The sequence below is a fragment of the Yeosuana marina genome, assembly GCF_011762485.1.
GTDB classification, from domain to species: domain Bacteria; phylum Bacteroidota; class Bacteroidia; order Flavobacteriales; family Flavobacteriaceae; genus Yeosuana; species Yeosuana marina.
Map to the genome: position 1 here is coordinate 333,481 of NZ_JAAKGI010000002.1, position 24,794 is coordinate 358,274.

Sequence of the window (24,794 nt, forward strand, 5' to 3'; positions counted from 1 at the left end):
GTATAACAATGAAAAGTAAAGTTAATGAAATAAAAATAAGCTACAAAGAAAACATTGCCCTTTCAAAATCCCCTAGCATCAAAAGTTCAGCCGATGCAGGAAAACTGCTTTTTGAAACATGGGATAAAAACACCATTGCCTTACAGGAATCCTTTAAAGTGTTGTTATTGAACAACTCCAATAAAATCAAGGGCGTTTATCAATTGTCAACTGGAGGTATTACAGGCACATTGGTGGATATCCGCATTTTATTTGCGGTCATTTTAAAATCACTGTCTGTGGGCGTAATCTTATCTCACTGCCATCCCAGTGGGAAATTAAAGCCTAGTGAAGCTGACAAACAGATTACCGAAAAAATCAAGAAGGCAGCCGCTTTTTTTGATGTGAAAGTATTGGACCATATCATTGTTGTGCCCAATGGTGAGTATTACAGTTTTGCCGTTGAAGGTATTTTATAATTTAAAACGATAGTCATGATATATCTGAATTATAATAACCTCGATGCAGAGACACAAAACCATTTGCTTTCGGTTTCCAAGGAAGATGTGGAAAACAAGTTTGGAAATGATTTAAAGAAATACGCCCAAGAACATCATTTGGATTATGATGCTTTATTGAATGAAGAAGCAATTAAAAATCTCTATGCTTACCAATACGTTTTTAATATTTGAAGCACCAATGGGTGTTTAAATTATCGACTGCCCTTTGTAAAGACTTCATTAAAAATGAGGTCTTTTTTTTGCAAATTATCCATAACAATTTTAAAAATTAGACGTCTATTTTCAAAGGTTTATTGGAAATCATATGGATTGTCATTAAAGCCAATCATTTGAAACCATTCCTCGTTTGAATGTTACTGCTTCATTGGATACATTTATAAGGATCGCTATGCAGAATAGGAAACTGGCTCTTTTAGGTCAGATTGAAACAAAAATTTGTCCAGCGAGCTGGACGAAAAGGAATAGCAAGAGGGCAACGTGCTGGAGCAGCGTTGCTTTATTAGATATTAACATAAACAACTGAAAAACAGTTGTTTAAATCATTTTTATTTTGAGTATTTCAATTTTGGAAATCGATTTTTGCGGCAAATGCTCTTGAAAGCCTCATAAACAGGCGAAAATTTGCGGCAAAACGAATGAAAAGCAACACAGTAACAATGAAAACATTCAGTAACATACGGTTCAAAAAGAAAACGGTACAGCGTTTTCAGGAGTTCTCCAAACGGTTCTTTAAAACCCATACAGAAGCTATGGACACCATGCTGGATTTTTTTCAATACAATGAGATATCCCCAAAGGAAACTTTAGGACCTAATGCGCGTACTTTGGAAGCCAATATCAAAAAACGGATCAATGCCCTGGTCTCTATTATCAAGGATATCGAAAAGAACCAGACCAAGCCCACCACGGCTATGCTACAACTGCTATTTGAAAAAGCACCAGCCAAACAAAAACAGCCCCGTTTGGTGGAGATCAAAAAGGGGCGCAAGGTCTCTAAAGATCCTTTTTTTGCCACCTCGTTAGAGGCTATCGAGCTCCGAAAAGAAAAGAACACGCTCCAGAGGGATTTAAAAGAGACCAAACAACAGTTTGATGACATCCTGTTTTCCAAGATCCACATTGTGAAAAGTAGTTTTGGAAAAGCTAAGTTGCAATTGGACATGACCATAGAAGAGTTCGAAGCTATTAAGAATAAAATGAAAAATAATTAGTGTTTATGTCTCTATCATCAAACAACATTTGGGCAGTAGTTTTGCGCAAAGCTCAGGCACATGTTGAACAGATTCATCTTGAAGTCAGATAGCTGTTCCAGTTGAAATCTTAAATCATCATCTACCAAAGTTAAAAGCATAAAAAAAAGGAATCATTTTGAAATGATTCCCTTTACAATAATATACTTAATTAGGTAAATTTATTTTTCTTTCAATAGCTTTTCTAAATACTCAATTTTGTCTTTTTCAGATTGTAACAAACGTTCATATAAATCTACTATTTTTTCAACAGTATTAAAATTAGGTTGGTAGTTTACTGAACTAGCAATCAAGGTTGAACTATCACTGCTATTGTTATTATAAGTGTTGTTAATAATATTAAAGACAGCTTCTTCCGAAAAATTCTCAATGCCTTCTTTAGTAACGCCTAGAACTTTAGCAATCTGTTCCAGTTTATCACCTTCAATCTTTTCAGATTGTTCCAAATTAGAAACAGCCTGTTGGCTAATGCCCAGTTCTTCTGCAAGGGTTTCTTGTTTCATACCTCTAAGCTCTCTGATTCGGCTTATTTTGCGTCCTATGTGATTTGGTTTTGTTGCTGTTTCCATATTTCAAATATAAGATTTTTTTCAAAAATTATCCTACTTGTAAAAAACAAATTCAAGGTAGTATTATACAAAGTGTTTTGGTTCGGTACGTAGCGATTTTGCTTTTAGTTTATGTAAAAACAAAACATCATGAAAACAAAAACACCCACAAAATTCCCATTTAAGAAGAAACTTATTGGCTTAATCCAAAAGGAACTGCCATTACATTCAATCTATGTTATTGGTGTATATGCTGAAAAAAAGAGGCAAGAGATTTATTTGACTCCAGGATGTACTAACCCACAAAAACTGGTCATTTATACTTTACTCATCATTGGACATAAATCCCCACGCAAGAGCCAAGGAGACTTTATGGAATACTTGTATAATAAGATGCAACAACGCTGTAAAGTATATGTCATCTTCCATACCCTTGTCAATATCATGGATAGGATAGATATGGGAGATAATTTTTTGACCCGAACCATATCGCAACCCCCCTGCTTGTACAAAGAGGACGATGCCCTATTGAGGTTTAGCCGATATGGGATATGTTATCATAGGCTTTTATATAAAGAGATAAAGAAAGGGTGGACGAGCCGAATGAAACGAGCGGGCTATATGCTAACAGTGATAGATACCATCTTAGACAACGAAGAGCCCAATTCCAAACTAGCCATTTTACACGTTGCCATAGAACAGATGTGTTTGGCACTCCTGAATCTCTTTTGGGAATATAAGCCGCACCATTATTCATTGGACTACCTATTGCATCTATGCAGCCATTTCACACAATTGCCGAACAGGATATTCCCAAGGACGACCTTTGGTCTGCAACGCCAATATTATATGCTTTGCAATGCCCAAGATATCATACGCTTCAAGCACAAAAATGAATTTTCAAACAATGATGCACATAAAGTAACTAAACTATGCGAACGCTTCTATGAAGAAGCCATGGCTCTTGGTAAAGATCAATTAAAACAGCTCAAAGAACTCCATTGCCAACCATCTGAATTAAATTCAGAATCCAAAGAAAAAAAAGCATCCTAACTAAAATACCATCATGGAAACAAACGACACAGCACAAATAACCGACAAAGAAAAACTAGAGAAAATCATCCAATTACTGAATCCAAGAGTACGCAAAAACTATAGGAGGGAGGCTCATAGCACGATGCAGGAAGTGAGCTTTGAAGTTTCGGACAATGGAGAACTACGCTATATCATTTCATGCTTGTTAAGGACATGTATCTTGGCATTGGACAGTGAGAACGATTTTGCTTCACCTAGGCTGTCAAATTGCTCAAAGGATTTGACCATAGCCACTGTATTGGACTTGGTGGACAGTATTCTTCCGGATGCCCAATTGGTAAGCTATGATAGTATTGAAAAGTTATTGTTGGACAAGTAATCATTAACTGGAATATACTGTATTAAAAGGTATGTATTTACAGTTTTTTATATAAATGAACTCAACTCTTAAGGCATTTTAGAACATAAGCAACGGTTATTTGTATAAATATTCAAAAAAAAGATATTTAATAATTATATGCTTCCTGAATAATGCACTAAAGAATTTGTATGGAAAGTGGTCAATAAGCAATTACTTTAAGACTCTGGGACAACTATTAATTGTTTTGTATTTTCCATCAAGGTTTTTAAATTAATTGTAAGAAATAGTTTAAGAATAAATTACGATTGTTTATATTTGAAAGGAATAGCGTGTATAAATAACAACAATCTAATTCAACTTAAATATGTATTTTGTACAGATGGTTTATGACGTTTATCCAGAAACAGAAAACCATAAACAGTATGTTATATTTAGATATAACTAGTTAGCAACAACTATGAAAAAAACAGGAATAACATTAATAATTTTTCTTTGCACTTTTATTTTTAGCTGCAATGAAAAAACAAGAGACAAAAGTGTGAAAGAATTATCGATTTTTGAAAAGGTCGAGAGTGTTCCAGACAGTATTAAAGTAGATGATATAATAATTTATAATCTTTTTAAATATCAGATTCTTGCACACAAAAATGATTCATTTGATAGCATAATGATAATTGATAAGGTTTATAATAAACAACCGAAAATTTGGAAAGAATTATATGGTGTCTTGTTTGACCATGATATGTTCGCAACCGAAAAAGGAATGGTTAAATGGAACAAAGAGATTTTTAGGAATAAAAAAGATTCAATTAAATCAAGAGTTAATACTTTATTAGATTGCAAGTTTGATTCTACTCTTAATGCAAGTCTTGCTGGAATCAAAAAATTAACGGGACGTACACCAAAGAATATAAGGTTAAGCATAATCCTAGCGCCAGTTGAAGGCATTGGATTTGGGGGCATGGAAAACGATGCTTTTATACTGGACCTTTTGGATAATAACTTTGATGTAATAAATATGGTCGAAGAAGGAATCCCTCATGAATTCAATCATTTTATTTACGAACCTACCAGGGAAAATGACCCAAATAAGAATACTCCTTTAAGATTAACAATTGACGAAGGATTTGCCTGCTATTACACGTACAAGTATTTTGATGGAAAAATCTCAAAATCTGAAGCTGTTGAGCAAATGACAGATGATGACTGGAATTGGTATTTACAACATGAGAAAGAGGTTTATAATAAATGTTCACCATATTTCTTCTATGAAGGAGACGAAGACCCGTTAAGGGGTTTGGGTCGTGAAATGAATGCACCAAAAACCTTGCTTTATTGGTTAGGATTTAGAATAATAGATTTCTATGTAAACAAATATGGACCTGATTCATGGAAAGACATTTATAATTTACCTGTGAACGAAGTGTTAGAAAAAAGTGGATACATTCAATATATTGATGAATTAAAATAGCAGTTGCTAACACCGTATAAAATTAATTGCTAGTGCAAGCCTACTTACGAAAATCCTCGCGGATTTTCGATTCGGTTTGTATTTGCTAAATTAGGTGCTTAAACAACGCAACTAATCTTATACAATCACGTTGTAAAACATTTGAATGAAGCCATTTTTAACAATCATATTCTTGTTTCTGATTTGTAATTTATCAAATGCTCAATATACCGATAGGTTCAAAAAAATAGTAAATGAACTTAAAGAAATTGAATCTAAACCTGATACTATTTTTTACGGAAATGGAAAAATTTGGTGGATAAGCACAATTACGACTTACAAGTATAAATCAGAAAACTATTCAACTCATACGGGAAAACAAACTCAATATTATAAAAACGGACAAATTGCAAGCGAAGTATTTTTAGGAAAATATGGAAATATATTATCTTGGATTTCATATGACCAAAAAGGAAATAAAACCTCTGAATCCATAACTACTGAAATCGACTCAAACGCAGATAATCTGACTGAATTTTTCGATTCAGACAAGCATATTAGTTTTAAAAGAAATGATAAATATTATAAATGCTCATATAAGCTCCAAATTTGTTATTTGTTTAAAGAAGGACAAACAGTGAACGGAAAAAAAGTTGGACTCTGGAAAACTTATACTGAAAATGGAGAACTGAAAAAAGAAAAAAACTATTGAATAAAAAACGTTTTACAACACCGTATAAAAATAATGCTTAGTTTAGAGCCTAATCAAGGGTTAGTGCGTTTTGCTAGCTTCTGATTTTCCTCCGAAAAATCCTCGCTCACAAAACCGCACTATTCTTATACAATCACGTTGCCCACAATATGAAAGAAGCCTTTAAATTCGACAAAATTTATGTGGTTGAGAGTCTTCGTCCAGACGATTTAAAAACTGGAGAGGAACTTTACAATGATACAATTAAGCTAAAATTGTGGCAGAAAGATTTGTATGCCAATTGTGAACTGTTCCTGCCAAAATCCAAAATTGATTTTTTAAACTCAATTGAAAAAATTAAAGCTGAAGCTGAAAAGAAATCTATTTATCCCTTAATTCATCTTGAGATGCACGGTTCTAAAGATGGTGTTCAAGTAACAAATGGAGAAATTATAAAATGGATTGAACTTCAAAACAGGTTAATTGAATTAAATATTCTATGTAAGTGCAATCTTTTTTTAACAATGGCTACGTGTTATGGTGGTTATATTTATTCCACTATAAATCCGAGTTTGAGAACACCCTTCTGGGGATTTATAGGTCCTTTTGAAAAAGTGAAAGCAGGCGAAGTGCTGATTAACTTTACTGCGTTCTATGAGGAATTTATAGATTCATTAGACATTAATGAATCTGTAATAAAGCTAAATGAAGCTAACCCAAATAACAAATCACGATTTAGATTCCACAACACTGAATTCGCTTTTAATGTTGCATATCAGAACTACGAGAAAAAATACTTAACGGATGAAGTTGTTACTGAAAGACTTGAAATGGGACTTAAAGAAGCAAGAAAACATCCCGAAACAAATCATCTTTCGGATGAACAAATAAAGCAAAGTCTAAAGTTTTTTATGGTTGACAATAAGGACTTTATGAAGGAGAAATTAATGGAGAAATTTTTTATGTGGGACATTTTTCCAGAAAAGAGAAAGAAATAAAAAATACTGTGGGCAACACCGGCTATAGTTCATTGCTTCTGACTTTCCTCTCGGAAAGTCCTCGCAAATTTGCTATCTTCGGTTCACGGCGGAAAATCCTCGCGGATTTTCACGCAACGAAACCATAGCCAAACACGTTAGCACCAATATGACCAAACAACAATGGGATTAAAATTTAGAAGAAGACAAAAATTATTTCCGGGTTTCTATGTAAACTTTAGTGCGAGCGGAATTAGCACTACTTTGGGAATTAAAGGATTTAATGTTAACCTTAATAAGGACGGAGCTTATTTGAACACTGGAATTCCTGGAACTGGAATCTATGACAGGAAAAAAATTACTGACTGGGATTCGAAAAAACAAAAATCCTTAGACTTTTCCCCAGAAACACAGCAAACCGAAAACTATTTCCTTCCAGAAAATTTGAGAGGAGAAATAAAAAGTAAAAATGCTTCAGAAGTTACTACACAGGGCTTATTGGAATTGAAAGAAACATTAGTTGCTGCTAACAAAGAAATGGTTGCAATTAAAAAAGAGATTTCACAACTTGAAAAAAGGGTTAAAAATTCAAATACTTTAAGAATAATTTCAAAAGTATTTTTAATCGGTTTTTTAATTAAATGGTTCGATAACGATTATCTTGAGAAAAAGGAATATTTAGTCAATTTAAAAAAACAAGTTACAGAATGCCATATTGATATAGAAATTGATATGGATAGAGTTCTCGATGAAAAATATTTGAAACTAAAACTTGCATTTGACAATTTATTAAATTCTTCCATCATTTGGGATATGACTAACGCAGTTCCAAATGATGACAATCGGTCTTCTGCTAACAGAAGCATAGAACGTAAGCCCACAAAAATAAGCTATCAGAAAATACCATTTTTAAATTCGGTTTATGAGGCTATGTGTTTTCAAAATCAAAATGGCAGTAATATTTACATTTATCCAGGTTTTGCTGCGCTATTTGATAACAAGGAAAATTTTGGACTCATTGAAATTGACGAATTAAATTTAACCTTTGAATCAATGAACTTTCTCGAAACTGAAAAAATACCAAAAGACAGTAAAATAGTTGGAGAAACTTGGGCAAAAGTAAACAAAGACGGAACGCCTGACAGAAGATTTAAAGATAATTATAAGATTCCGATAGCACGATATGGAGAATTGACATTCAAAAGTAATACTGGAGTTTTTGAAGTTTTTCTTTTCAGTAATGAGGAATATTCGGAGGAATTTGCTGAAAGTTATAATAAATATATTGAATAAAATACTGGTGCTAACACCGTATATAAAAAATTGCTAGTTTTAGCTTAACCAATGTGAGTTGCTTTGTTTGCTTGCATCCGATTTTCCTTCGGAAAATCCTCGCACTCAAACACGCAACTTTCCATATACATCAACGTTTTGGCACAATAAATATTACAGATGACAAAGAAAGAACTAATAGAAAAAACATCATTCGGAGAAAGTATTGCCGAATTGGAAGCTGATAAATTAAATGATTATTTTTTCCAAACTGATTTCTGGAGATCAATTAGAGGAGGAACCAATGACATAGTTTATGGTGCTAAAGGTGCTGGAAAAAGTGCGTTATATACTAGTCTAACAAATGATATCGACAGTCTGTTTGATGATGGTATTCTTGTGTCTCTGGCTGAAAATCCAACAGGAAATACTGCATTTTCAAATTTAAAAAATGACCCACCAACTTCAGAAGTTGAATTCATAAGGCTTTGGAAACTATATTTCTTGGTAATAACTTCTAGAATATTAGATGAGTATAACATTCAGGATGATAATGCTAAAAGAATTAGAAATATTTTAATTGATTGTAATTTAATTCCTGCTCAAAATAAACTTGCTAGTTTTCTAAAAGTATGTTATGATTTCATGAAATCTTTCCGGAATAGTAAAGAAGTTAGTACAACTGCTGAAATAGATCCTTTAACTGGAATGTATACAGGTCAAAAGTTTTCATTATCCTTTGGAGAGCCCTCAAAAACTGATTTTGAAAATGGTCTGATACCTATTGAACATGTTTATGATTTATTAACAAAATGCTTAGATAACAATAATATTAAGCTTTGGATAATTATTGACAGATTGGATGTTGCTTTTACCGAAAGTGAAGAATTAGAAGCAAATGCGTTAAGAGCTCTATTTAAAGTTTACTTGGATCTTGCTCAGTATTCTCAAATTCAAATAAAAATATTTCTTCGAGATGATATTTGGCAAAAAATCACGTCAGGTGGTTTTCGAGAAGCCAGTCATATTACGAGATTCCAAAGCCTAAGTTGGACAAAAGAAACTCTATTGAATATGATAATTCGCCGAATATTAGATAATAAACATATTGTCGACAATCTTAATTTGGACAAAGATTTAATTTTATCTGACATTAAAAAACAAGAAAAAGTTTTTTACACATTATTTCCAAGTCAAGTAGACTTGGGTTCAAAAAAACCGACGACTTTGGATTGGATTATTTCAAGAACAAGAGATGGTAATGGAATAAACACTCCAAGGGAACTTATTCAATTGTTAAGTCATGCTAAAACTATAGAAATAAAGAGACTTGAAACAGGCATTAATGATTTACAAGGGAATCAAATAATATCAAGGCAAGCTTTAAAAGAATCAATTAACGAGGTAAGTAAGCAACGATTAGAGCAGACAATATATGCAGAGTTTCCTGATTTAAAAGAATACATTGAGGCATTAAGAGGTGATAAAGCTGAACATTCGTTAAAAACGCTAAAGACTAAATGGAAAACAGATGAGGATAAAACCTTAGAGATGGCAAAAGAATTAGTGAAAATTGGATTTTTCGAACCAAGAGGTATAGCTGATAATACTAAATATAAAGTCCCTTTTTTATATCGACCATATTTGGAAATACTGCAAGGAGTTGCTACTGTAAATTAGAACATTACTGTGCCGTGTATATCTCATTGGGGCTGAATTCCTAATCGGAATTCATTGCAATTTGCTATCTTTCGGTAACGACGGAAAATCATAGCTGATTTTCCGCAACGAGCCATACACAAAACCGTTAGCAAATGAGAAACGAAAAGGTCAGTCTATTAATTTTAGTTTTTGCAAGCCTAATTTTTGGGTGCGAACAAAAAACTGAACCAAAAAAACCACCACCTCCTCCCGAAATTCTTGAGAAAAATGGTTTTGGTTTAGAAAATGGTTACAACAATGCATAAGAGAATTTTAAAAAATCAGATAACTGTAGAAATAGACAAATTCTTTGGCAGAAAAAGAAAGATTCGATAGATAGAGATACAAGTTTAGTTTATATAGCAATTCCTGATTCAATAAGCCGATTTGAAAAAGAATATATGCATGAATTGATAAATCATTTTAAAAATGAGAATCTTGTAATTGACTCAAAGAATTTTGACTTTAATAGCGGATTTAAAATTGACCTTAATAAGCTAAAAACTAATCATAAAAAATTGGGATTTAAATATATGTCGGAATTTCCAAAAGGACGTGAATTCTGGACTACTGATTATGATTTTTATTTGACAGCATCGTTAGGCTTATCTCGAATATTATTTGACAAAACCAAATCCTTTGGAGTTTTGGATGTTGGATTTGTTGAATGCCGATTAAATGGAGGTGGGTCCCAAATTTTTATAAAAAAAGATAAGACTGGAAAATGGGTTATCGATAAAATAAAAGAAACTTGGGTGTCATAAAAAATACGTTTGGCAACACCGAATCCTATAAAAATAATGATTAGTTTATTGCTTAATCACGGGTTAGTGCGTTTTGCTAGCTTCTAAATTTCCTTCGGAAAATCATCGCACACAAACACGCAACATTTCATATACATAAACCTTACCTACAATATGAACGCAACCTTTTGGATAAATACCCATCTTATAAAAAAATTATCTGAATTAATGAAAAAATTAATCTTAGTTATTTCTATCGTCTTACTTTCAGTAAAAATTAGCGCACAAGAAAATTTCCGTTTCGGAATTAAAGGAGGGGTTAATTTCAGTAGTTTAAATAATATTAATTACAATGGCTACAAAAAAATCAAAACTGGAATAAATTTTGGATTGCTTGCCGAAATTTCACTTAATGATAAATTTTCTATTCAACCTGAAATTCTTTATTCAACTCAAGGAGTAAAAACAGACTTGAATTTAAATGCAATTGCGTATCCGGGACCAGGACCAATTTATCAACCATATACTGAAAAAGGAAAATACATTTTTAACTATATTCAAATTCCTATTTTGGCTAAAGTGTATTTAATCAAAAAATTATCATTTGAAATTGGCCCGTCTTTCAACTTCTTAACAAAAAGTGAACAAAAAAGTAAATCACAAACATATAGAAATATTGGAAAAGATTTTGAGTTCAGCGGAACTTTAGGATTTTCTTATGAAATAAGCAAAAAACTATTTGTGAGTTATAGATTTTTAAAGGGATTTTCGAATGCTTTTCATTATGATCCTCCCAATTTTGAAAATGCCAAAAATTATGGATACCAACTTGGTTTTGGGCTTTTATTATAAATATTAAAATACTGTGGGTAAGCCGTGTAAAAATAATGCTTAGTTTAGCGCTTAATCACGGGTTATTGCGTTTTGCTGGCTTCTAATTTTCCTACGGAAAATTCTCGAACACAAAACCGCACTATTCTTATACAATCACGTTGTGGTTAATAACTGAAACTCAAAACTATGAAAAAATCTTTCCTACTTCTATTCATAATTATTGTGTCTTCGTGTAACTATAATGTAGAAAAACTAACTACCGAAAAAGAAATTCTAAAAAAGGAAAATGATTCACTAAATGAATTTCTTTCTAAAGCAGAAAACAATGTTGGAATGAATTTCACAAAGTTATTGGAACAGGAAACCCAAACTGACTCAGACTCAACTCTGATTCCTCAATACAAAAATCTTTTAGGGAAAAATGAGATTTTCGATATTTACATTTGGGATAGAATCCAAACAATTTCTAATTTAAACAATTACAACCAAATTGTATCTGAATTTAGTGGAACATTTCGTTTAAAACCTATTCACAATGATAAATACGCAGAAGTAAATTTGATAAAAATTAAAAATGATACCTGTTTTTTATATAAAAAAAAGAAACTAATTGTATCGGAAAAATTAAAAATCCGAAATTCTTCCAATGAGTATATTAAAGGAATAATGCATATTAAAAACTTCCGAATGACTTTACATTCTTCTGGATTTGGAGTTGGTATAATTTTGAACGATAATGGGTGTATGGACTGCGAAAGATTGGATTTTTATAAAACGAATTAAAAAATACTAATCAAAACAAAGAACTGAGTTCAAATTAAATAATTTTAGAATGCAAAGAGCATTCATAAATTCCAGAGCGATTTGTTTTGCTTTGGTACTGAATAATATTTATCTTTATAAAACCAGTGAGTAAAGCATTTTACTTTAAGTTCATTTATAGTATTGTCAACAAATCGGATAACAGTTTGTTTTTGAAATTTATAAATGATTGATATATAATTCTTTATGGGATTAGGTGGTCTACCTGTCATCCCGACGAACCCTATTTTTATAAAATTAAAATACTGTTAATTGTATGATTTTCAGTATTTTAATTTTTTTTGATTTTAAATGAAATCAATTAAAATCAACTAAAAGGTGTACGATTCGGTGAGTCTTTTCTAATCAGAATTGTCGTAAATTTAAAGAGCTTTTAAGAGCAATTTGACTTTTGTTTTACAGTTTAAATTGTTTAACTTAAAACTCGTGAAATGCAGACAAACAGTACATTTTCAGTTATTTTTTTTACAAGAAAATCATCAAGTTCATTAAGCAAACTATTAATTTATGCACGTATTACTGTTGATGGAAAACGTTCAGAAATTAGTTTAAAAAGAAGCGTTTTGGTGAACGATTGGGATATTAATAAGGCAAGATGTAGGGGAAATACATCAAAAATAAGATTTTTGAATGCCTATCTCGATGAGGTACATAGTAAATTATTGGATTGTCAAAAGCAAATATTTTCTGAAGGTAAAATGGTTACTGCCAATTCCATAAAAGCAAGATACTTGGGCGAAGATGAAAATCACAAAACATTAAGAGATATTGTTGAGTATCATAATTCAAACATGATTGAGGTATTGAAGTTTGGCACCATGAAGAATTATTATACTACAGAAAAGTATTTGTATAAATTCTTGGATAATGAATTAAAGGCAAGTGATATTTATTTAAAGCAACTGAATCACAGGTTCATTTGTGATTTTGAGATTTTTTTAAGGAATAACAAGAATTCCAAGAATGAATTGACTTTAACAAATAATGGCGTCATGAAGCATTTGGAACGTTTAAAAAAAATAATAAATCTTGCTTGTAAATTGGAATGGATTAACAAAAACCCATTTCAGTTGTTCCAGTTAAAATTCAAAAAGTTTGATAGACAGTATCTCTCAGAAAGAGAACTGGAACTTATCGAAAGCACTTTTTTTAAAAAAGAAGGGCTAGAACGAGTTAAGGATTGTTTTTTATTTTCATGTTACACGGGTCTTTCATATGTAGATGTGAAAATGCTAAAGAGTAATCATATCACTAGGGGAATTGATAACAATTATTGGATTTTTACTAAACGAGAAAAAACAAATGAAACAGTTAAGATTCCTATTTTACCCAAAGCCCTTGAAATTATAAAAAAATACAAAGCCTTTTCCAAACACAATAATGGAGAAAAAGTATTGCCTCTATACTCTAACCAGAAAATTAATGTTTATTTAAAAGAGATAGCTAAAGATTGTGGTATTCATAAAAACTTAACCTTTCATGTTGCTAGACACACCTTTGCCACAACGGTTATGTTGTCCAATGGGGTTCCCATAGAAACGGTGTCGAAACTATTGGGACACACCAAACTTTCAACGACCCAAATCTATGCGAGGGTAGTGGAAACTAAAATAAGCGAGGATATACAAAATCTATTAATTAGATTTAAAACGAAGAAAGAAAAATATCAAGCTGTTAATAAACCAATAATTTTAAAAGCTTAAAAAGAATTTCCTTTCAATATGCTCTTCATAAGATAACTGGAGTGTATTGAAAGGAAATTTTATTTTATATATAAAAGCAAGTAGCCTAAATTCAAAATTAGCTTAAAATGAATTGTTTTTTAACTCAGTTCTTTGTTGTGTCACGATACTTTTTTTAACTGAGGCGTATAGTGAGTATTTCTTATTTTCTTTTCCAATCACTATATAGTTATTGTCCATATTTTTCAATAGAGCATTATAGTGTTTAAAATTCAATTTTTGAATAAATAAATCTATCATGCCCTTTTTTACATCCCTTATGTCAATATATGATTTGCCTTCTTGAATATAGTTATTGACAAGACGATATTGTTTTACCGTATTACCATTTAACATAATTCCAGTAATTTCTGATAAAAAAGTCTTTAATTCATCATCCTCTTGATTTTTGTATAAACAAGTTCCGTCTATTGAATTTACGCCAATAAATAAAAGTCCACTTAAATAATCTTTTGGAAAAACTTTTAAGAATTCTTGCATTACCTTGGGAATACTGAGTTGGATTAGAGGATAAATTTCATATTTCACTATTTCCTCAACCTTAATTCCGACATGAAAATTCAAGTTATCTTTTATCAGTTGCTTGATTAAATTTTTTTGTTTAAAATCAATAGCATTAAGTAAACTTAGAATTTCATTATTTGGTGACGAAACACTTGACAGTATGTTAATTTTAATGGCTTTATTGTTTTCGATGCCAAACTCAACTTTATATTCGCCTTTTCGTATCCCATGTATAAAAATTTCAATAAAACTATCAATTTCGTTATTATACCTAGAAATATAACTTAATTCCTCTTTTTCTAATTTGCTTTCAAGTCCTAATTTATTGATAAAATTTACTTTCATTATATAAAAGTTTTGCAATTGCCTTGCTAATAGGTAGGTTGGCTAATTTCTCTGTCCATAACCATTGCCCATTAGGGTTCAAGTCAAGAAAAACAATTTCATTGTTCAAAGTTAGTATTAAATCAATTGAAGCATAATACAGATTGAAAGAAGATACTAATTTTACTAATAGTCTTTTTATTTCATTATCAAGTTCAAATCTCGTGTGATTAACATTATCAAAATCATATTTCCTAAAGTCATACTTGGTTTCATTGCTAGCTTGAGTATCCATTTTGCAGCAAAAAACTTCATTCCCAACAACAGTAGCTCTTAATTCTGCTTTTTTTTCAATATATTCTTGATAGATACCAGTTGTTGTTTCAAATGATTCCTTTTGTGCAAAATAACTATCATCTAAAATTTTAACATATGAAGCAACATCGACATTATTTACATTAAATAATGCTAGTCTATGTGGTTTATATATTATTCGAGAATTATTTTTTTTCTTGAAGTCAACGATTGATTTATAATTAGATGAAATAAGGGTATTAGGTATCTTCAACCCAAAGAATCGAGCTCTTTTTAATTGTAAAATTTTGTTTTGTGCTATTTTCACATAAACTGGGTTGCATAGAATAAAACCAGGATAAATTGAAAAAAAACCGTTAATTGTTTGTTTTCTTTCAAAGTTTATAAATGAAATATCTTCTCTATTGTAACCATAAGTGTTTTCGACCTCCAAAATTCTACGACACCAAATTGCCGAAATATTCTTTATCTCAATATTATTGTGTTCAGATATAATCTTCCCTTTTAGTGAATCACTAAATAAAATATCAAATGATTCACTAAAAGGGAAGATTTCGTTACATATTTCTGTATAATTTACGTCGAGCTTGTTTAATTCGGCAATAACGGCAGAAGAATGAGGGTCTTCTCTATAAGTGAAAATTAGCACTCTAGGTTTAGAAGTCATCAGCTACTGGTACCCCTTTAATTGTACATGCACTTGGCCAAGTACCCATTTCATGTTTTTCAGGCATCTTTACTGGTTCCGATATTTTTTTGCCTAAGGGGATATACTTCTCTTTTATTTCTTGTTTTTTATTTAATCCTTTTTCCATAATGATGATTTTAATTAATTAAACTTACTTTTTATTTGAATTTTTATGAACTCTTTATGTTTATACACGGAACTTTTACCTCTTGTAAAACCAAATTGGATGGCTATGCGGAAGTTTTTATGTTTTTATACTTTTTACTTCACATTAAAAATAGAAGAAAATTCTTTATGCAATTTAAGGGTATTTTATTAATTATCAAACAGTTATTTTTGTTCAATTTATCTAAATACATAAATTGAATTTGGTTTCATTTAATGGTTGCTTATAAATGTTAAAGGGTAAAGTTAAAGGGTAAAGTTAAAGGGTAAAGCAAGAGGGTAACACGCTGCGCGATGTTACTGGTTTATATTTCGCTTAAAATCAGCAATTTACCAATCTCAAATGGTTGCATTTATTTCAGATTTGCGGCAAAACCTCTTGAAACCCCATTAAAATGGCATTTATTTGCGGCAAACCCATAGAATTTGATATGATTTAGTGAATATTGAACCGTTGTAGTGCCTGTCAAATAGATACTATTTGACTTTTACAGTAAATAGTCCCGTAAGCCCTATAAACAGGCAATAATTTACAGTAAAAAGTATGTGGCTAATTTGTATTGATTAGTATTGTTGGCTATTGGTGTTTCATAAGTTTTAAAAGGATATCAATTCACTTTTTTTTAGTAAAAAAGCTTCGTAGCCCAGTAAAATCAAAGAATTTTTTAATAAAAAATGAGATTTTCGGTCAAGATTCCCAAAAACATTGCATAGTATTAGCTCGATAGATGTTGGGGCTTTAAATCCGTAAGAAAATTAAAAAGCCAAAATATATTGGATATATTCCAAATCTAATGCTTTCATCCCTGTTGCAACAAAGAATTATGGATTCACCAATTTATAAAAATCAATTAGACTCTTAAATATTAAATAAGAGAGCCCACGCGTTGTATATGCTGTTCGCATTTAGTGAGCGTCATCACCAACCTCACCTTATGGGTGTACAAGCACCCTCATGACCAAATCGGTCAATCTATAATTATTTCAATGCCCGCTTTCTCGGCCTTGTACTTTATTTTGGTCATTAGCTCATGATAGCTCCAGTTCCTGAGTACAAATCCATCTTCCATGGCTATCCCGATCTTGTCCTCCTGATTTAACAGAACGAGCGTTCCAGCCTGATGTTTAATGCAGAAATCGATCAGCCTTCTGCTGTATACATGTATACGATGATATACATAATTGCTTTCCGTTTTGCTGAACCTGTCCACTGCTTTGAGCTTGCGTTTGAGCCCTTTTCCTGATCTGGAATGGGTAGCCCCAACCTGTGCCCTTTTACGTGCTGCCTGTATTGCTAACCTTCTATATAGAAACTCTTCCTTTGTGCCAATGGAAAGCCTGTTTTTTCCAATTTTAACGACCAGGGGATATTCCAAGGACAACGAAGCCTCTGCAATCACTTCTGGCTTGAGGATATGTCTTTCCTTTTCGATTTCAAATATCGGTAGCCAAAAGATCTTGCCATCCTTTAATTGAATACGGGAAGTACACAGCTTGGTCTTTCCTTTTATCACACGCTCCAATAACATTCTTTTGTCGGTATGGTCGTTTCCCAAATATGTCCGAAAAGGAATTCGGAACAAACGAAAGCAAAAAGCCTTTTTTTCTTCACAATAAGATAAACGACTCATCCCTTCTGGACTAAATGGAAAGGCCATATCCCTCCTGAAATTCTTTAGGGAACATTCACCTTTCCAGTATTTCGGGCTGTTAGCCCTAAAAGTAGAGATCAAGGTATTGTTCAAACAGGACAGTATGTTCGTGGGGATCTCTCCCTTAAAGCGATCCGATACCATGCGATAGGTGGTATTGATACGGGAACGTTGCAGGATGCCGTCCACATCTTTTTTTTCATCAGCAAGTTTATACTTTATCCCCTCTGACAGATAAAAGAATTCCCTGATCATTTCCTGTACATAGAGATGGGAAACGATAAGATTGGCAGCCCTAAAACAACGGTTCTGCCACTGGTAAAGCTTGTCCACGGCTTCCTTGCGCTCTTCTTGGGTAGGGAGGTCGACCAATATCTGGATCTTTCGGGTGAGCTTGAGCGTTGTCTTTCCCATATCAAGCGGATTCCAGTTGCTGTCCGTGTTTCTGCTGCATGAGCCTATAAGCGGCCATAAATTCATGGTGCACTTCCCTTTGGGACAGGTTGAGCTCCTTGGCGATCATGGCAAAAGAAAGCTTTTGTTCACATCGTAGTTTCAGCACTTTTACCTGTTCGTTGGTCATGGCACCCTGAACCTTGATTTTGGCAGTGGGCTTTTGTCCAGATTCAAGCATGTTCCCTTGGTCAATGATCGTTCTGATATCCTCAATGGCCTGTTTTATTTTGTTGCTTGTCTCGGTAATGCCCTTTCCCAAAGCCTTGGCAATGGCCTTGTACTGAAAGCCATAGGCCAAACAAAGCTCTATTAAGTGTCTTCTTTCTGTATCCAATAGGGGCAGTACGCTTTTGATTCGGTCAAAGGCTTTTTGTTCCGCTTCCTGATCTCGCAGCGTTTCCCCATCTTTTAAGGGATCATGGCCTACCATATAGTCTTGGTAATTGTCATAATCCTCTAACGAATTGACTTTCCTAAAGAACCTGTTTCTAGGTTGGGTATAATAGGAAATACATTCCCTTTTCATCACCAACCTTAAGAAAAAGAAGATATGCTTGGGGGTCTCTATCCTGTCCCTATGGATCCATAGTTTTAAAAAGGTATCCTGGACCAAGGACTCAATGACGAAATGGTCATTAAGCATTTGCTTGCCCACCCAAAATATACGTTTGCTGTACCTGTCATGGATATGCACCAAAGCGGCGGGATCGCCTTTTTTTAATAGTTCGAAATCATGCTCTGCCATAAAACACTATATTTAAATAGGGGATAGGGATGCCTACCACCAGAATTAAATTTGATAGCTATAGAATAACTGATGCGAATTCTTATATCATGTAAAGAGAAGATGGCTTTGAGAAAAGTTGAAAGAATGCACTTTTTCTACAAATAAAAAGGCGTGGAACTCAACTTACCTGATAGGGGTACTGGTATACCTTGCAGAGATAAGAGAGCCCACGCCCCGGGTCGTGAGCTTCTTTGCTTATCATCTCTTCTGCAAAAAATTACCAGTTTTCTATCAGAGATTCAAAGCGATAGCTTCAAATATTTTCAATACGAAGAATCGCAAATATATGTAATTGAAACAAATATAATAATAAAATCCATTTATTGTCAAGTTTGACAATTTTTTTTCAATAAAAGCATGGATATTGTTGATATGAAAGCATGGAGGGAGGCATATAGTAAAAGACTTGGTGAGAATCTGTTGAAATTGATAAAGGAACATAAAACAGATGTCCAAACCGTAGCATCTATAGGTAACATTGAAAGTAAGCAAGTGTATAGAATCATCAATGCAGAAAATGAGCCCAAAGTGGCTACATTAATACCTATTGCTAAAGGACTGGGAGTTCACGTTAAAGTTCTTTATGATTTTGAATTTGATATTGAAGATTATAAAAGGGATTCTTGAGTTTAGAGTTTATTGACCTTAAAATTTTAGAGTGACCTTTTTACTGTTATAACTGCTTACTTAATGAGCTCTCTTAATTTTACGCATAGGTTTCCGTGCAATATGTTATAAGTGGATTCATTAATGGAAACATGGTCTTCCCATTCTTCCAAATCCACCAAAACATCCTCCCATGCAGAAAACTTAAAGACCATGAAATCATAATTATTGGATTCCATAAGTGCTTCCTTGGATATTTTGAACAGTTCCATAGCTGCACTGTTGGCTGCCAAGATATATGTTGATTGAATATTGCTCATTATGGGTTTTGAGTATTCTGAGCAAATTTAGGGGTTTTTAATAATGTTATAAGTTAGCAATAAAAATTACGTACATTAATCCCTTAGAGATAAGTAGCACTATCGATTGGACAGAGGGAAGAAGGGTGTTTTGCGTATGAGGGCAATCCGTTTTTAAAGTTATGGATTTAGAGGCTGACTTGAGTGGGGAGAATCCATCACTTTAAAAATGAAACAACCCCGAGAATTCGGGGGCGTTAGTAACCCCAAAAGGCTTCAGGTCACACTAGAATTTACAAGGTTGTAACAATTTCATTCAGTGTTTATAGGGTATTCCAATGGATTTGTTACAATTTCTGATTTCATTCGATTCTTCTAAGATTTTGATAGACTACTGTTTATGGGGCTTTGCAAAGCAAAACGGACAGTAGCGTCGCCTTGGCGCGCTACCCTCTTGCTATTCCCTTAGATTCGCACTAGTCATTTACATAGAGCTTTTCTGTAGGGTAATCAATCTGTTTTTATGATTAGTTACGCCCTATACGGGAAAACCTCATTAATTGTTAACTATTAATTATTGAATATATTAAAATAACTTTCCTTTGTTTTTTTATTGATATTAATAAAAAAAACATATATTTGTTCATATATTTATACTGTTCACGAATAATGAACATTTTAAAACAGTGAACAAAAAGAATTCAAAAATGAATGAAGTAGATATTCTAAATAATGCAATTCATAACTTAGAGAAAGACATTCCCATAACATGGGGCTGGAGAACTATGGATTATACTAAAGATAATGGCATAGATGGAGAGCTAGATATTGTAATTAACAATCAAAACACAACATTACTTGTAGAAATAAAAAAGGATGTTAAGAACCATCAGTTATTTAATATCCTCAATTATAATAATAAATTCAACAATTTTTTATTGGTGGCTGAAAAACTATATCCAAAAGTAAAAAAGGAACTTAGGGAAAATCAAGTGAATTATTTAGAGGGCAATGGGAATGTGTATCTTAACAAAGATGGTTTGTTTCTTTATGTAGACACAAATAAAACAGTCAAAACTCAAAAAGAAAAAGGGAACAGAGCATTTACTAAAACAGGCTTAAAAGTGCTATTCCAATTCTTGTTAGACCCTCAATTAATAAATCAAACCCAGCGATATATTGCAGAAGTTACAAATGTTGCTTTAGGTAATATTCCCTTGATTATAAATGGTTTGTTGGAAACGAACTTGATTTTGAAACTGAACAAGAATGAATATGTAGTCAATAATTATGAAGAATTCCTTAACAAGTGGATTACAGAATTTGAGTTGACCCTAAAACCCACTATTTTTAAGCAACGGTTTAGATTTCAGAATAATAATCAAGATTGGAGAAATATTCAATTTATTAATGAAAAAACAGTATGGGGTGGTGAACCAGCAGGAGATATTATAACTAATCACTTGCGTCCAGAAAAATTTACTATTTACACCAAAGAAACCAATAAAGATTTGATGTTTAATTATAGATTAATACCTGACGATGAAGGTGATATATGGGTGTATAATATGTTTTGGACAAATAATATTAATACAGATACGGCACCTAAACAATTGGTTTATGCCGATTTAATGGTTGCCAATGATAAAAGATGTAAAGAAACAGCAAAACTAATTTACAATGAGCAAATCCAACCAAACATATAAAGAATTAGCGATTCCCTATTTTAAAGAAGTTTTTGATATTATTGATGAAGTTATGTTAAAACTAAATGTGCCTTATTATCTAATTGGAGCAAGTGCGATAGCACTAGAATTATTAAAAGACGGCATTAAACCAAGTAGAGGTACAAAAGATATTGATTTTGCTATCATGATTTCATCTATTCAACAGTTTGAAACAATTGTTAAAGAACTGAGTAATTATGGGTTTAATAAAGTAGAAGCACCTTGGACACTTTATAACGGCAATTTTAACATAGTTATAGACTTATTACCTTTTGGAGAAATAGAAGAAAAGTTTACTGTAAATTTCAATAAACGTTATACAGATTTACATGTTTTAGGATTTAATGAAGTACTAAAAGAACCAGAAACAGTACGAATAGAAGAAAAATTTGTTCAAATACCATCACTGCAAGGCATGGTAATATTGAAGCTAATAGCTTGGAGTGATAGGCCAGAAGAACGTGATAGTGATTTAGGTGATATTTTAAGAATTATTGAACATTATTTCAGCCTAAATTTAGATGAAATAGTAGAATACCATAATGACATCTTTCCAGAAGAAGGAGAACTGGATCAGCTCAAAATAGCGGCTAGGGTATTGGGTAGAAAAGCAAGACACTTTTTGGATATTTCCCCAACCATAAATAAAAGAATACTGAAAACCATAAATGAAAATGTTATTAATGTCGAAAATTCAGAAATAGCCAAGCAATGGATTCGAAATAAAGACTGGAACTTGGGGTATGCAGTTGAGATTTTGGAGGAATTGAGATTAGGGTTAGTTGAAAGCTAAATAGGGGATGGAGTTAACAGGAAAAATAGTAATCACATTCAATGATATATTCCCTGAAGAAGACTCACTTGAAATAAATGAATATCTTGAGGGTATAGAAAGGGATTTACTTATCAAGTTTAGTTCGTTTATAATGGGATTTTCAAGAAATTCAGAATATGAAAACCCATTATCATTTTTAAGAATGTATTTTTCAAAAGAAAATGCAGATTTTGTGAAAATCGTATTCAAGAACCTAAAAGCTTTTGTTGATAAAGATGATTACGGAATGGATACATACAGTTTTCCTTTCATTGTCAGTAGTCTGTCTTTTTTTGAGAATGCTTATGATAAAGACTATGGAGCATCTCAAAATTATACTGATCAAGAAATTGAAGTAAGGGTTTTTAAAGCTTACTTGGTACTAAATAAGATTAACACAACCGATAGAACGATCACTTTAAATGAGAGCACAAAACATTTAAAAGAAGATATTTCCAAATATTCAACGGCTTATTGTTTGGGTCTTTTTTTAAATAGTTCAGACTTTTCAAATTATGACATTAGAAAAATTTTTGTGACACAAACCATTCGGGCGATATCCTTCTTTCATTTTTTAGAACAACGAAGAGAAGCGCAAGAATTACTAAAGGAGTTTTACAAGGAATACAACGTATCTAATTATCAAGATTACATCAAGGGGTTGTTACCTATTAATATATCAGTATTTAATAATGAAAAAGAGGCTCATACAGATATAATAATACCAGATGACAAAAATCAAATATCTAGCATTGAGTTTCTTGAAAAATTTTCAATAAAAGAAACTCAATTACTTCAAGAATTTGATTTTATTAATATGAGATCAACTCCTATATATCGTGTTGATAAACTCATATTTAGGTTGACATACCCTTTATTTGTACTTGAATTGATAGGTAATGGGTTGTACTTCAAATTCAAAACAATTAATGACAAGCTTACTAGAGAGAAAAAGATAAAGGATCTGTATGGTTTAAAAACCTATGAGTTTTCTGAAAAGTACATCTTACATAATATTTTAAAAGAATATTTCGGTAATAGATATTTTCAAAGAAATGGAGATGAATTAGATGCTGAATTTGATGGTGCTCCTGATTATTATGTGAGAAATGGCAAAAGAATATTTTTATTTGAATCAAAAGATATTTTAATCAATGCCAAGGTAAAACAATCTTCAGATTTTCAAGCTATAGATGATGAATTAGCTAAGAAGCTTTATCACAATGATGAAGGCAAGCAAAAAGCAGTTTTACAGATAATAAATAACGTTCGTAAAATACTTTCCAAATCTTTACAGTTTGATTCAGGCTTTAGCCCTAGAAATGTAATTATTCATCCAGTGTTAGTATTACATAATAGGATATTTAATACCGCAGGGCTTAATAAATGGGTCAATTTTTGGTTTCAGGATGAATTAGAAAAATTAGATCAGGAAGGGTATAACACTTCAAACGTAAAACCTTTAGTTCTAATAGATATAGATACACTTATTTTTAATAAGGATGTGTTTAAAAATCGAAATTTAAAATTAGAACAAGTATTAAAATATTACCAAGACAATTATCTAAACTTTACGGTGCAAGGTAGAAAATATAATAGTGAAGATGAAGCAATTCAAGCAAATAAGAATTCATTAATTCCGTTCGGTGACTATTTAGATGATAAAATTGATTCAGAGGGATTGCGAGTGATACCTAGAGAATTTGAAGAAAAAGCATATGGTTTATTTGATTAACTCCATATGTAAAAGATATGAATTTAAAGAGATATGAAAAAAAGAACGTCCATTCCGAAAATCACGAAAGTAAGGTCTGAATTGCAAAAAGAGATTGAATCAACTTGTCCATTTTGTGGTAATATGGATGTAGGACATTTTCAAATCCATCATATTGATGAGAACCCTTCAAACCATGATATGCAAAATTTATTGCTAGTTTGCCCTGTATGCCATTCAAAAATCAATAAAGGGGACATTTTACCGCAAGAGGTTGTTTACAAAAAACTAAATCTTAATAATAAAGGTTATAAGGTCAAATTTATATCAGTTTCAGTCGATGAAGGAAAGTGTGGTTGGCGACCAATAAAAAATGTTCAAAATGCTTTCGAGGCAGTCAAATTACAATCATTGTTTCCAATTTTTAATTTTAGCTTTATAAATAATTCCCCTGACACAATATTATTTACTAGTGTTAAAATTAAAACAAAAAAATTGCCGAATGGGTTAGCGGGTCCAGATTTTCCATTGCCAAATATACTTCGACCATCCATAACTTACAAAATAAAAATGCCTAAGAATGGTGAAATAACTGAAACTAAACTAGTCGAAGAACTTGAGGTGCCTGCAACAAGGGCATTTAAGTTTCAAGTTGAATTATTTGATGAATCCATGGAAAGGTTTAAGCCACCATTCAATAAATATGTTTTGAGTTTTGAATTTGGGTTTAACAATGATTTCTATTTAGAAGTCCCAAAAATTCTTTTAAATAGTAAAGAGGATTGTGATAAACTACCCCATTATGGATTGGCTTAAA

27 protein-coding genes are annotated in these 24,794 nt (G+C 32.1%); 20 read left to right on the forward strand and 7 right to left on the reverse strand.

The annotated features are described in order from the left end of the window. Nucleotides 1–8 precede the first annotated feature (8 nt). The 3 genes from G5V56_RS04445 to G5V56_RS19025 all read left to right on the forward strand — a co-directional run bounded on the left by G5V56_RS04445 (nt 9) and on the right by G5V56_RS19025 (nt 1,711). Complete coding sequence (locus G5V56_RS04445; protein ID WP_166962056.1) at nt 9–458, forward strand: JAB domain-containing protein; 450 nt, start codon at nt 9–11, stop codon at nt 456–458. Between the two features lie 15 nt (nt 459–473). Beyond that, nucleotides 474–671, forward strand: coding sequence for a hypothetical protein (locus G5V56_RS04450; RefSeq protein WP_166962059.1), 198 nt, complete (start codon nt 474–476; stop codon nt 669–671). A gap of 464 nt (nt 672–1,135) precedes the next feature. Next, nucleotides 1,136–1,711 carry a BfmA/BtgA family mobilization protein gene (locus G5V56_RS19025; RefSeq protein ID WP_240911216.1) on the forward strand — a complete coding sequence of 192 codons (576 nt, stop codon included), beginning with the start codon at nt 1,136–1,138 and terminating at the stop codon, nt 1,709–1,711. A 200-nt stretch (nt 1,712–1,911) separates the two neighbouring features. Here the strand turns inward: G5V56_RS19025 and G5V56_RS04460 are convergent, their stop codons facing one another. Then, nucleotides 1,912–2,319, reverse strand: a complete 408-nt coding sequence (locus tag G5V56_RS04460; RefSeq protein WP_166962062.1) for a helix-turn-helix domain-containing protein — start codon at nt 2,317–2,319, stop codon at nt 1,912–1,914. 129 nt (nt 2,320–2,448) lie between these two features. On the opposite strand from G5V56_RS04460, the gene G5V56_RS04465 reads away from it, so the two are divergent. The 12 genes from G5V56_RS04465 to G5V56_RS04515 all read left to right on the forward strand — a co-directional run bounded on the left by G5V56_RS04465 (nt 2,449) and on the right by G5V56_RS04515 (nt 13,887). Continuing rightward, nucleotides 2,449–3,351: a hypothetical protein gene (locus G5V56_RS04465; RefSeq protein ID WP_166962065.1), complete on the forward strand. Its 903-nt coding sequence runs from the start codon at nt 2,449–2,451 to the stop codon at nt 3,349–3,351. A 13-nt stretch (nt 3,352–3,364) separates the two neighbouring features. Continuing rightward, on the forward strand, nt 3,365–3,712 hold the full coding sequence (locus G5V56_RS04470) for a hypothetical protein (RefSeq protein ID WP_166962068.1): 348 nt from the start codon (nt 3,365–3,367) through the stop codon (nt 3,710–3,712). Nucleotides 3,713–4,151: 439 nt separating this feature from the next. Continuing rightward, complete coding sequence (locus tag G5V56_RS04475; RefSeq protein WP_166962071.1) at nt 4,152–5,165, forward strand: DUF2268 domain-containing putative Zn-dependent protease; 1,014 nt, start codon at nt 4,152–4,154, stop codon at nt 5,163–5,165. Between the two features lie 145 nt (nt 5,166–5,310). Then, complete coding sequence (locus tag G5V56_RS04480) at nt 5,311–5,856, forward strand: toxin-antitoxin system YwqK family antitoxin (protein ID WP_166962074.1); 546 nt, start codon at nt 5,311–5,313, stop codon at nt 5,854–5,856. Nucleotides 5,857–6,005: 149 nt separating this feature from the next. Next, the gene (locus tag G5V56_RS04485) at nt 6,006–6,833 is read left to right on the forward strand and encodes a hypothetical protein (RefSeq protein ID WP_166962077.1); all 828 of its coding nucleotides are present in this window, start codon (nt 6,006–6,008) and stop codon (nt 6,831–6,833) included. Nucleotides 6,834–6,995: 162 nt separating this feature from the next. After that, nucleotides 6,996–8,105, forward strand: coding sequence for a DUF4236 domain-containing protein (locus tag G5V56_RS04490; protein ID WP_166962080.1), 1,110 nt, complete (start codon nt 6,996–6,998; stop codon nt 8,103–8,105). 159 nt (nt 8,106–8,264) lie between these two features. Next, on the forward strand, nt 8,265–9,764 hold the full coding sequence (locus tag G5V56_RS04495) for a P-loop ATPase, Sll1717 family (protein WP_166962083.1): 1,500 nt from the start codon (nt 8,265–8,267) through the stop codon (nt 9,762–9,764). 134 nt (nt 9,765–9,898) lie between these two features. After that, nucleotides 9,899–10,051: a hypothetical protein gene (locus tag G5V56_RS19030; protein ID WP_240911218.1), complete on the forward strand. Its 153-nt coding sequence runs from the start codon at nt 9,899–9,901 to the stop codon at nt 10,049–10,051. Between the two features lie 135 nt (nt 10,052–10,186). After that, a complete protein-coding gene (locus tag G5V56_RS19035) occupies nt 10,187–10,549 on the forward strand; it encodes a hypothetical protein (RefSeq protein WP_240911220.1) in 363 nt (120 codons plus the stop codon). Between the two features lie 207 nt (nt 10,550–10,756). Next, nucleotides 10,757–11,380 (forward strand): porin family protein, encoded by a 624-nt coding sequence (locus G5V56_RS04505; protein WP_166962086.1) that lies wholly within the window; start codon nt 10,757–10,759, stop codon nt 11,378–11,380. Nucleotides 11,381–11,548: 168 nt separating this feature from the next. Beyond that, nucleotides 11,549–12,145, forward strand: coding sequence for a hypothetical protein (locus tag G5V56_RS04510; RefSeq protein WP_166962089.1), 597 nt, complete (start codon nt 11,549–11,551; stop codon nt 12,143–12,145). 470 nt (nt 12,146–12,615) lie between these two features. After that, on the forward strand, nt 12,616–13,887 hold the full coding sequence (locus G5V56_RS04515; protein ID WP_166962092.1) for a site-specific integrase: 1,272 nt from the start codon (nt 12,616–12,618) through the stop codon (nt 13,885–13,887). Nucleotides 13,888–13,989: 102 nt separating this feature from the next. On the opposite strand, the gene G5V56_RS04520 is transcribed toward G5V56_RS04515, so the two are convergent. The 5 genes from G5V56_RS04520 to G5V56_RS04540 form a co-directional block, all read right to left on the reverse strand. Further along, a complete protein-coding gene (locus G5V56_RS04520) occupies nt 13,990–14,775 on the reverse strand; it encodes a hypothetical protein (protein WP_166962095.1) in 786 nt (261 codons plus the stop codon). Then, entirely contained in the window at nt 14,753–15,736 is a 984-nt protein-coding gene (locus G5V56_RS04525) for an MvdC/MvdD family ATP grasp protein (RefSeq protein WP_166962098.1), read from the reverse strand. The genes G5V56_RS04520 and G5V56_RS04525 overlap by 23 nt, the downstream gene beginning before the upstream one ends. Further along, entirely contained in the window at nt 15,726–15,884 is a 159-nt protein-coding gene (locus G5V56_RS04530) for a hypothetical protein (RefSeq protein ID WP_166962101.1), read from the reverse strand. The genes G5V56_RS04525 and G5V56_RS04530 overlap by 11 nt, the downstream gene beginning before the upstream one ends. A 1,006-nt stretch (nt 15,885–16,890) precedes the next feature. Continuing rightward, entirely contained in the window at nt 16,891–17,988 is a 1,098-nt protein-coding gene (locus G5V56_RS04535) for a hypothetical protein (RefSeq protein ID WP_166962104.1), read from the reverse strand. Between the two features lies 1 nt (nt 17,989). Further along, nucleotides 17,990–18,775 (reverse strand): RNA polymerase sigma factor, encoded by a 786-nt coding sequence (locus G5V56_RS04540; protein WP_166962107.1) that lies wholly within the window; start codon nt 18,773–18,775, stop codon nt 17,990–17,992. Nucleotides 18,776–19,174: 399 nt separating this feature from the next. Here G5V56_RS04540 and G5V56_RS04545 point away from each other — a divergent pair, with 399 nt between their 5' ends. Next, on the forward strand, nt 19,175–19,444 hold the full coding sequence (locus tag G5V56_RS04545) for a helix-turn-helix domain-containing protein (RefSeq protein ID WP_166962110.1): 270 nt from the start codon (nt 19,175–19,177) through the stop codon (nt 19,442–19,444). Between the two features lie 56 nt (nt 19,445–19,500). Here G5V56_RS04545 and G5V56_RS04550 read toward each other — a convergent pair whose 3' ends face one another. After that, entirely contained in the window at nt 19,501–19,743 is a 243-nt protein-coding gene (locus tag G5V56_RS04550; protein ID WP_166962113.1) for a hypothetical protein, read from the reverse strand. A gap of 686 nt (nt 19,744–20,429) precedes the next feature. Here G5V56_RS04550 and G5V56_RS04555 point away from each other — a divergent pair. From G5V56_RS04555 to G5V56_RS04570, 4 genes are read left to right on the forward strand one after another with little or no spacing between them, the layout of a single operon-like run. Then, nucleotides 20,430–21,428 carry a type IV toxin-antitoxin system AbiEi family antitoxin gene (locus tag G5V56_RS04555; protein WP_166962116.1) on the forward strand — a complete coding sequence of 333 codons (999 nt, stop codon included), beginning with the start codon at nt 20,430–20,432 and terminating at the stop codon, nt 21,426–21,428. Then, nucleotides 21,403–22,242, forward strand: coding sequence for a hypothetical protein (locus tag G5V56_RS04560; RefSeq protein WP_166962118.1), 840 nt, complete (start codon nt 21,403–21,405; stop codon nt 22,240–22,242). Before G5V56_RS04555 ends, G5V56_RS04560 begins: the two co-directional genes overlap by 26 nt. A gap of 7 nt (nt 22,243–22,249) precedes the next feature. After that, nucleotides 22,250–23,998, forward strand: a complete 1,749-nt coding sequence (locus G5V56_RS04565; RefSeq protein ID WP_166962121.1) for a hypothetical protein — start codon at nt 22,250–22,252, stop codon at nt 23,996–23,998. 33 nt (nt 23,999–24,031) lie between these two features. Next, nucleotides 24,032–24,793, forward strand: coding sequence for an HNH endonuclease signature motif containing protein (locus tag G5V56_RS04570; RefSeq protein ID WP_166962124.1), 762 nt, complete (start codon nt 24,032–24,034; stop codon nt 24,791–24,793). Nucleotide 24,794: the final 1 nt, after the last annotated feature.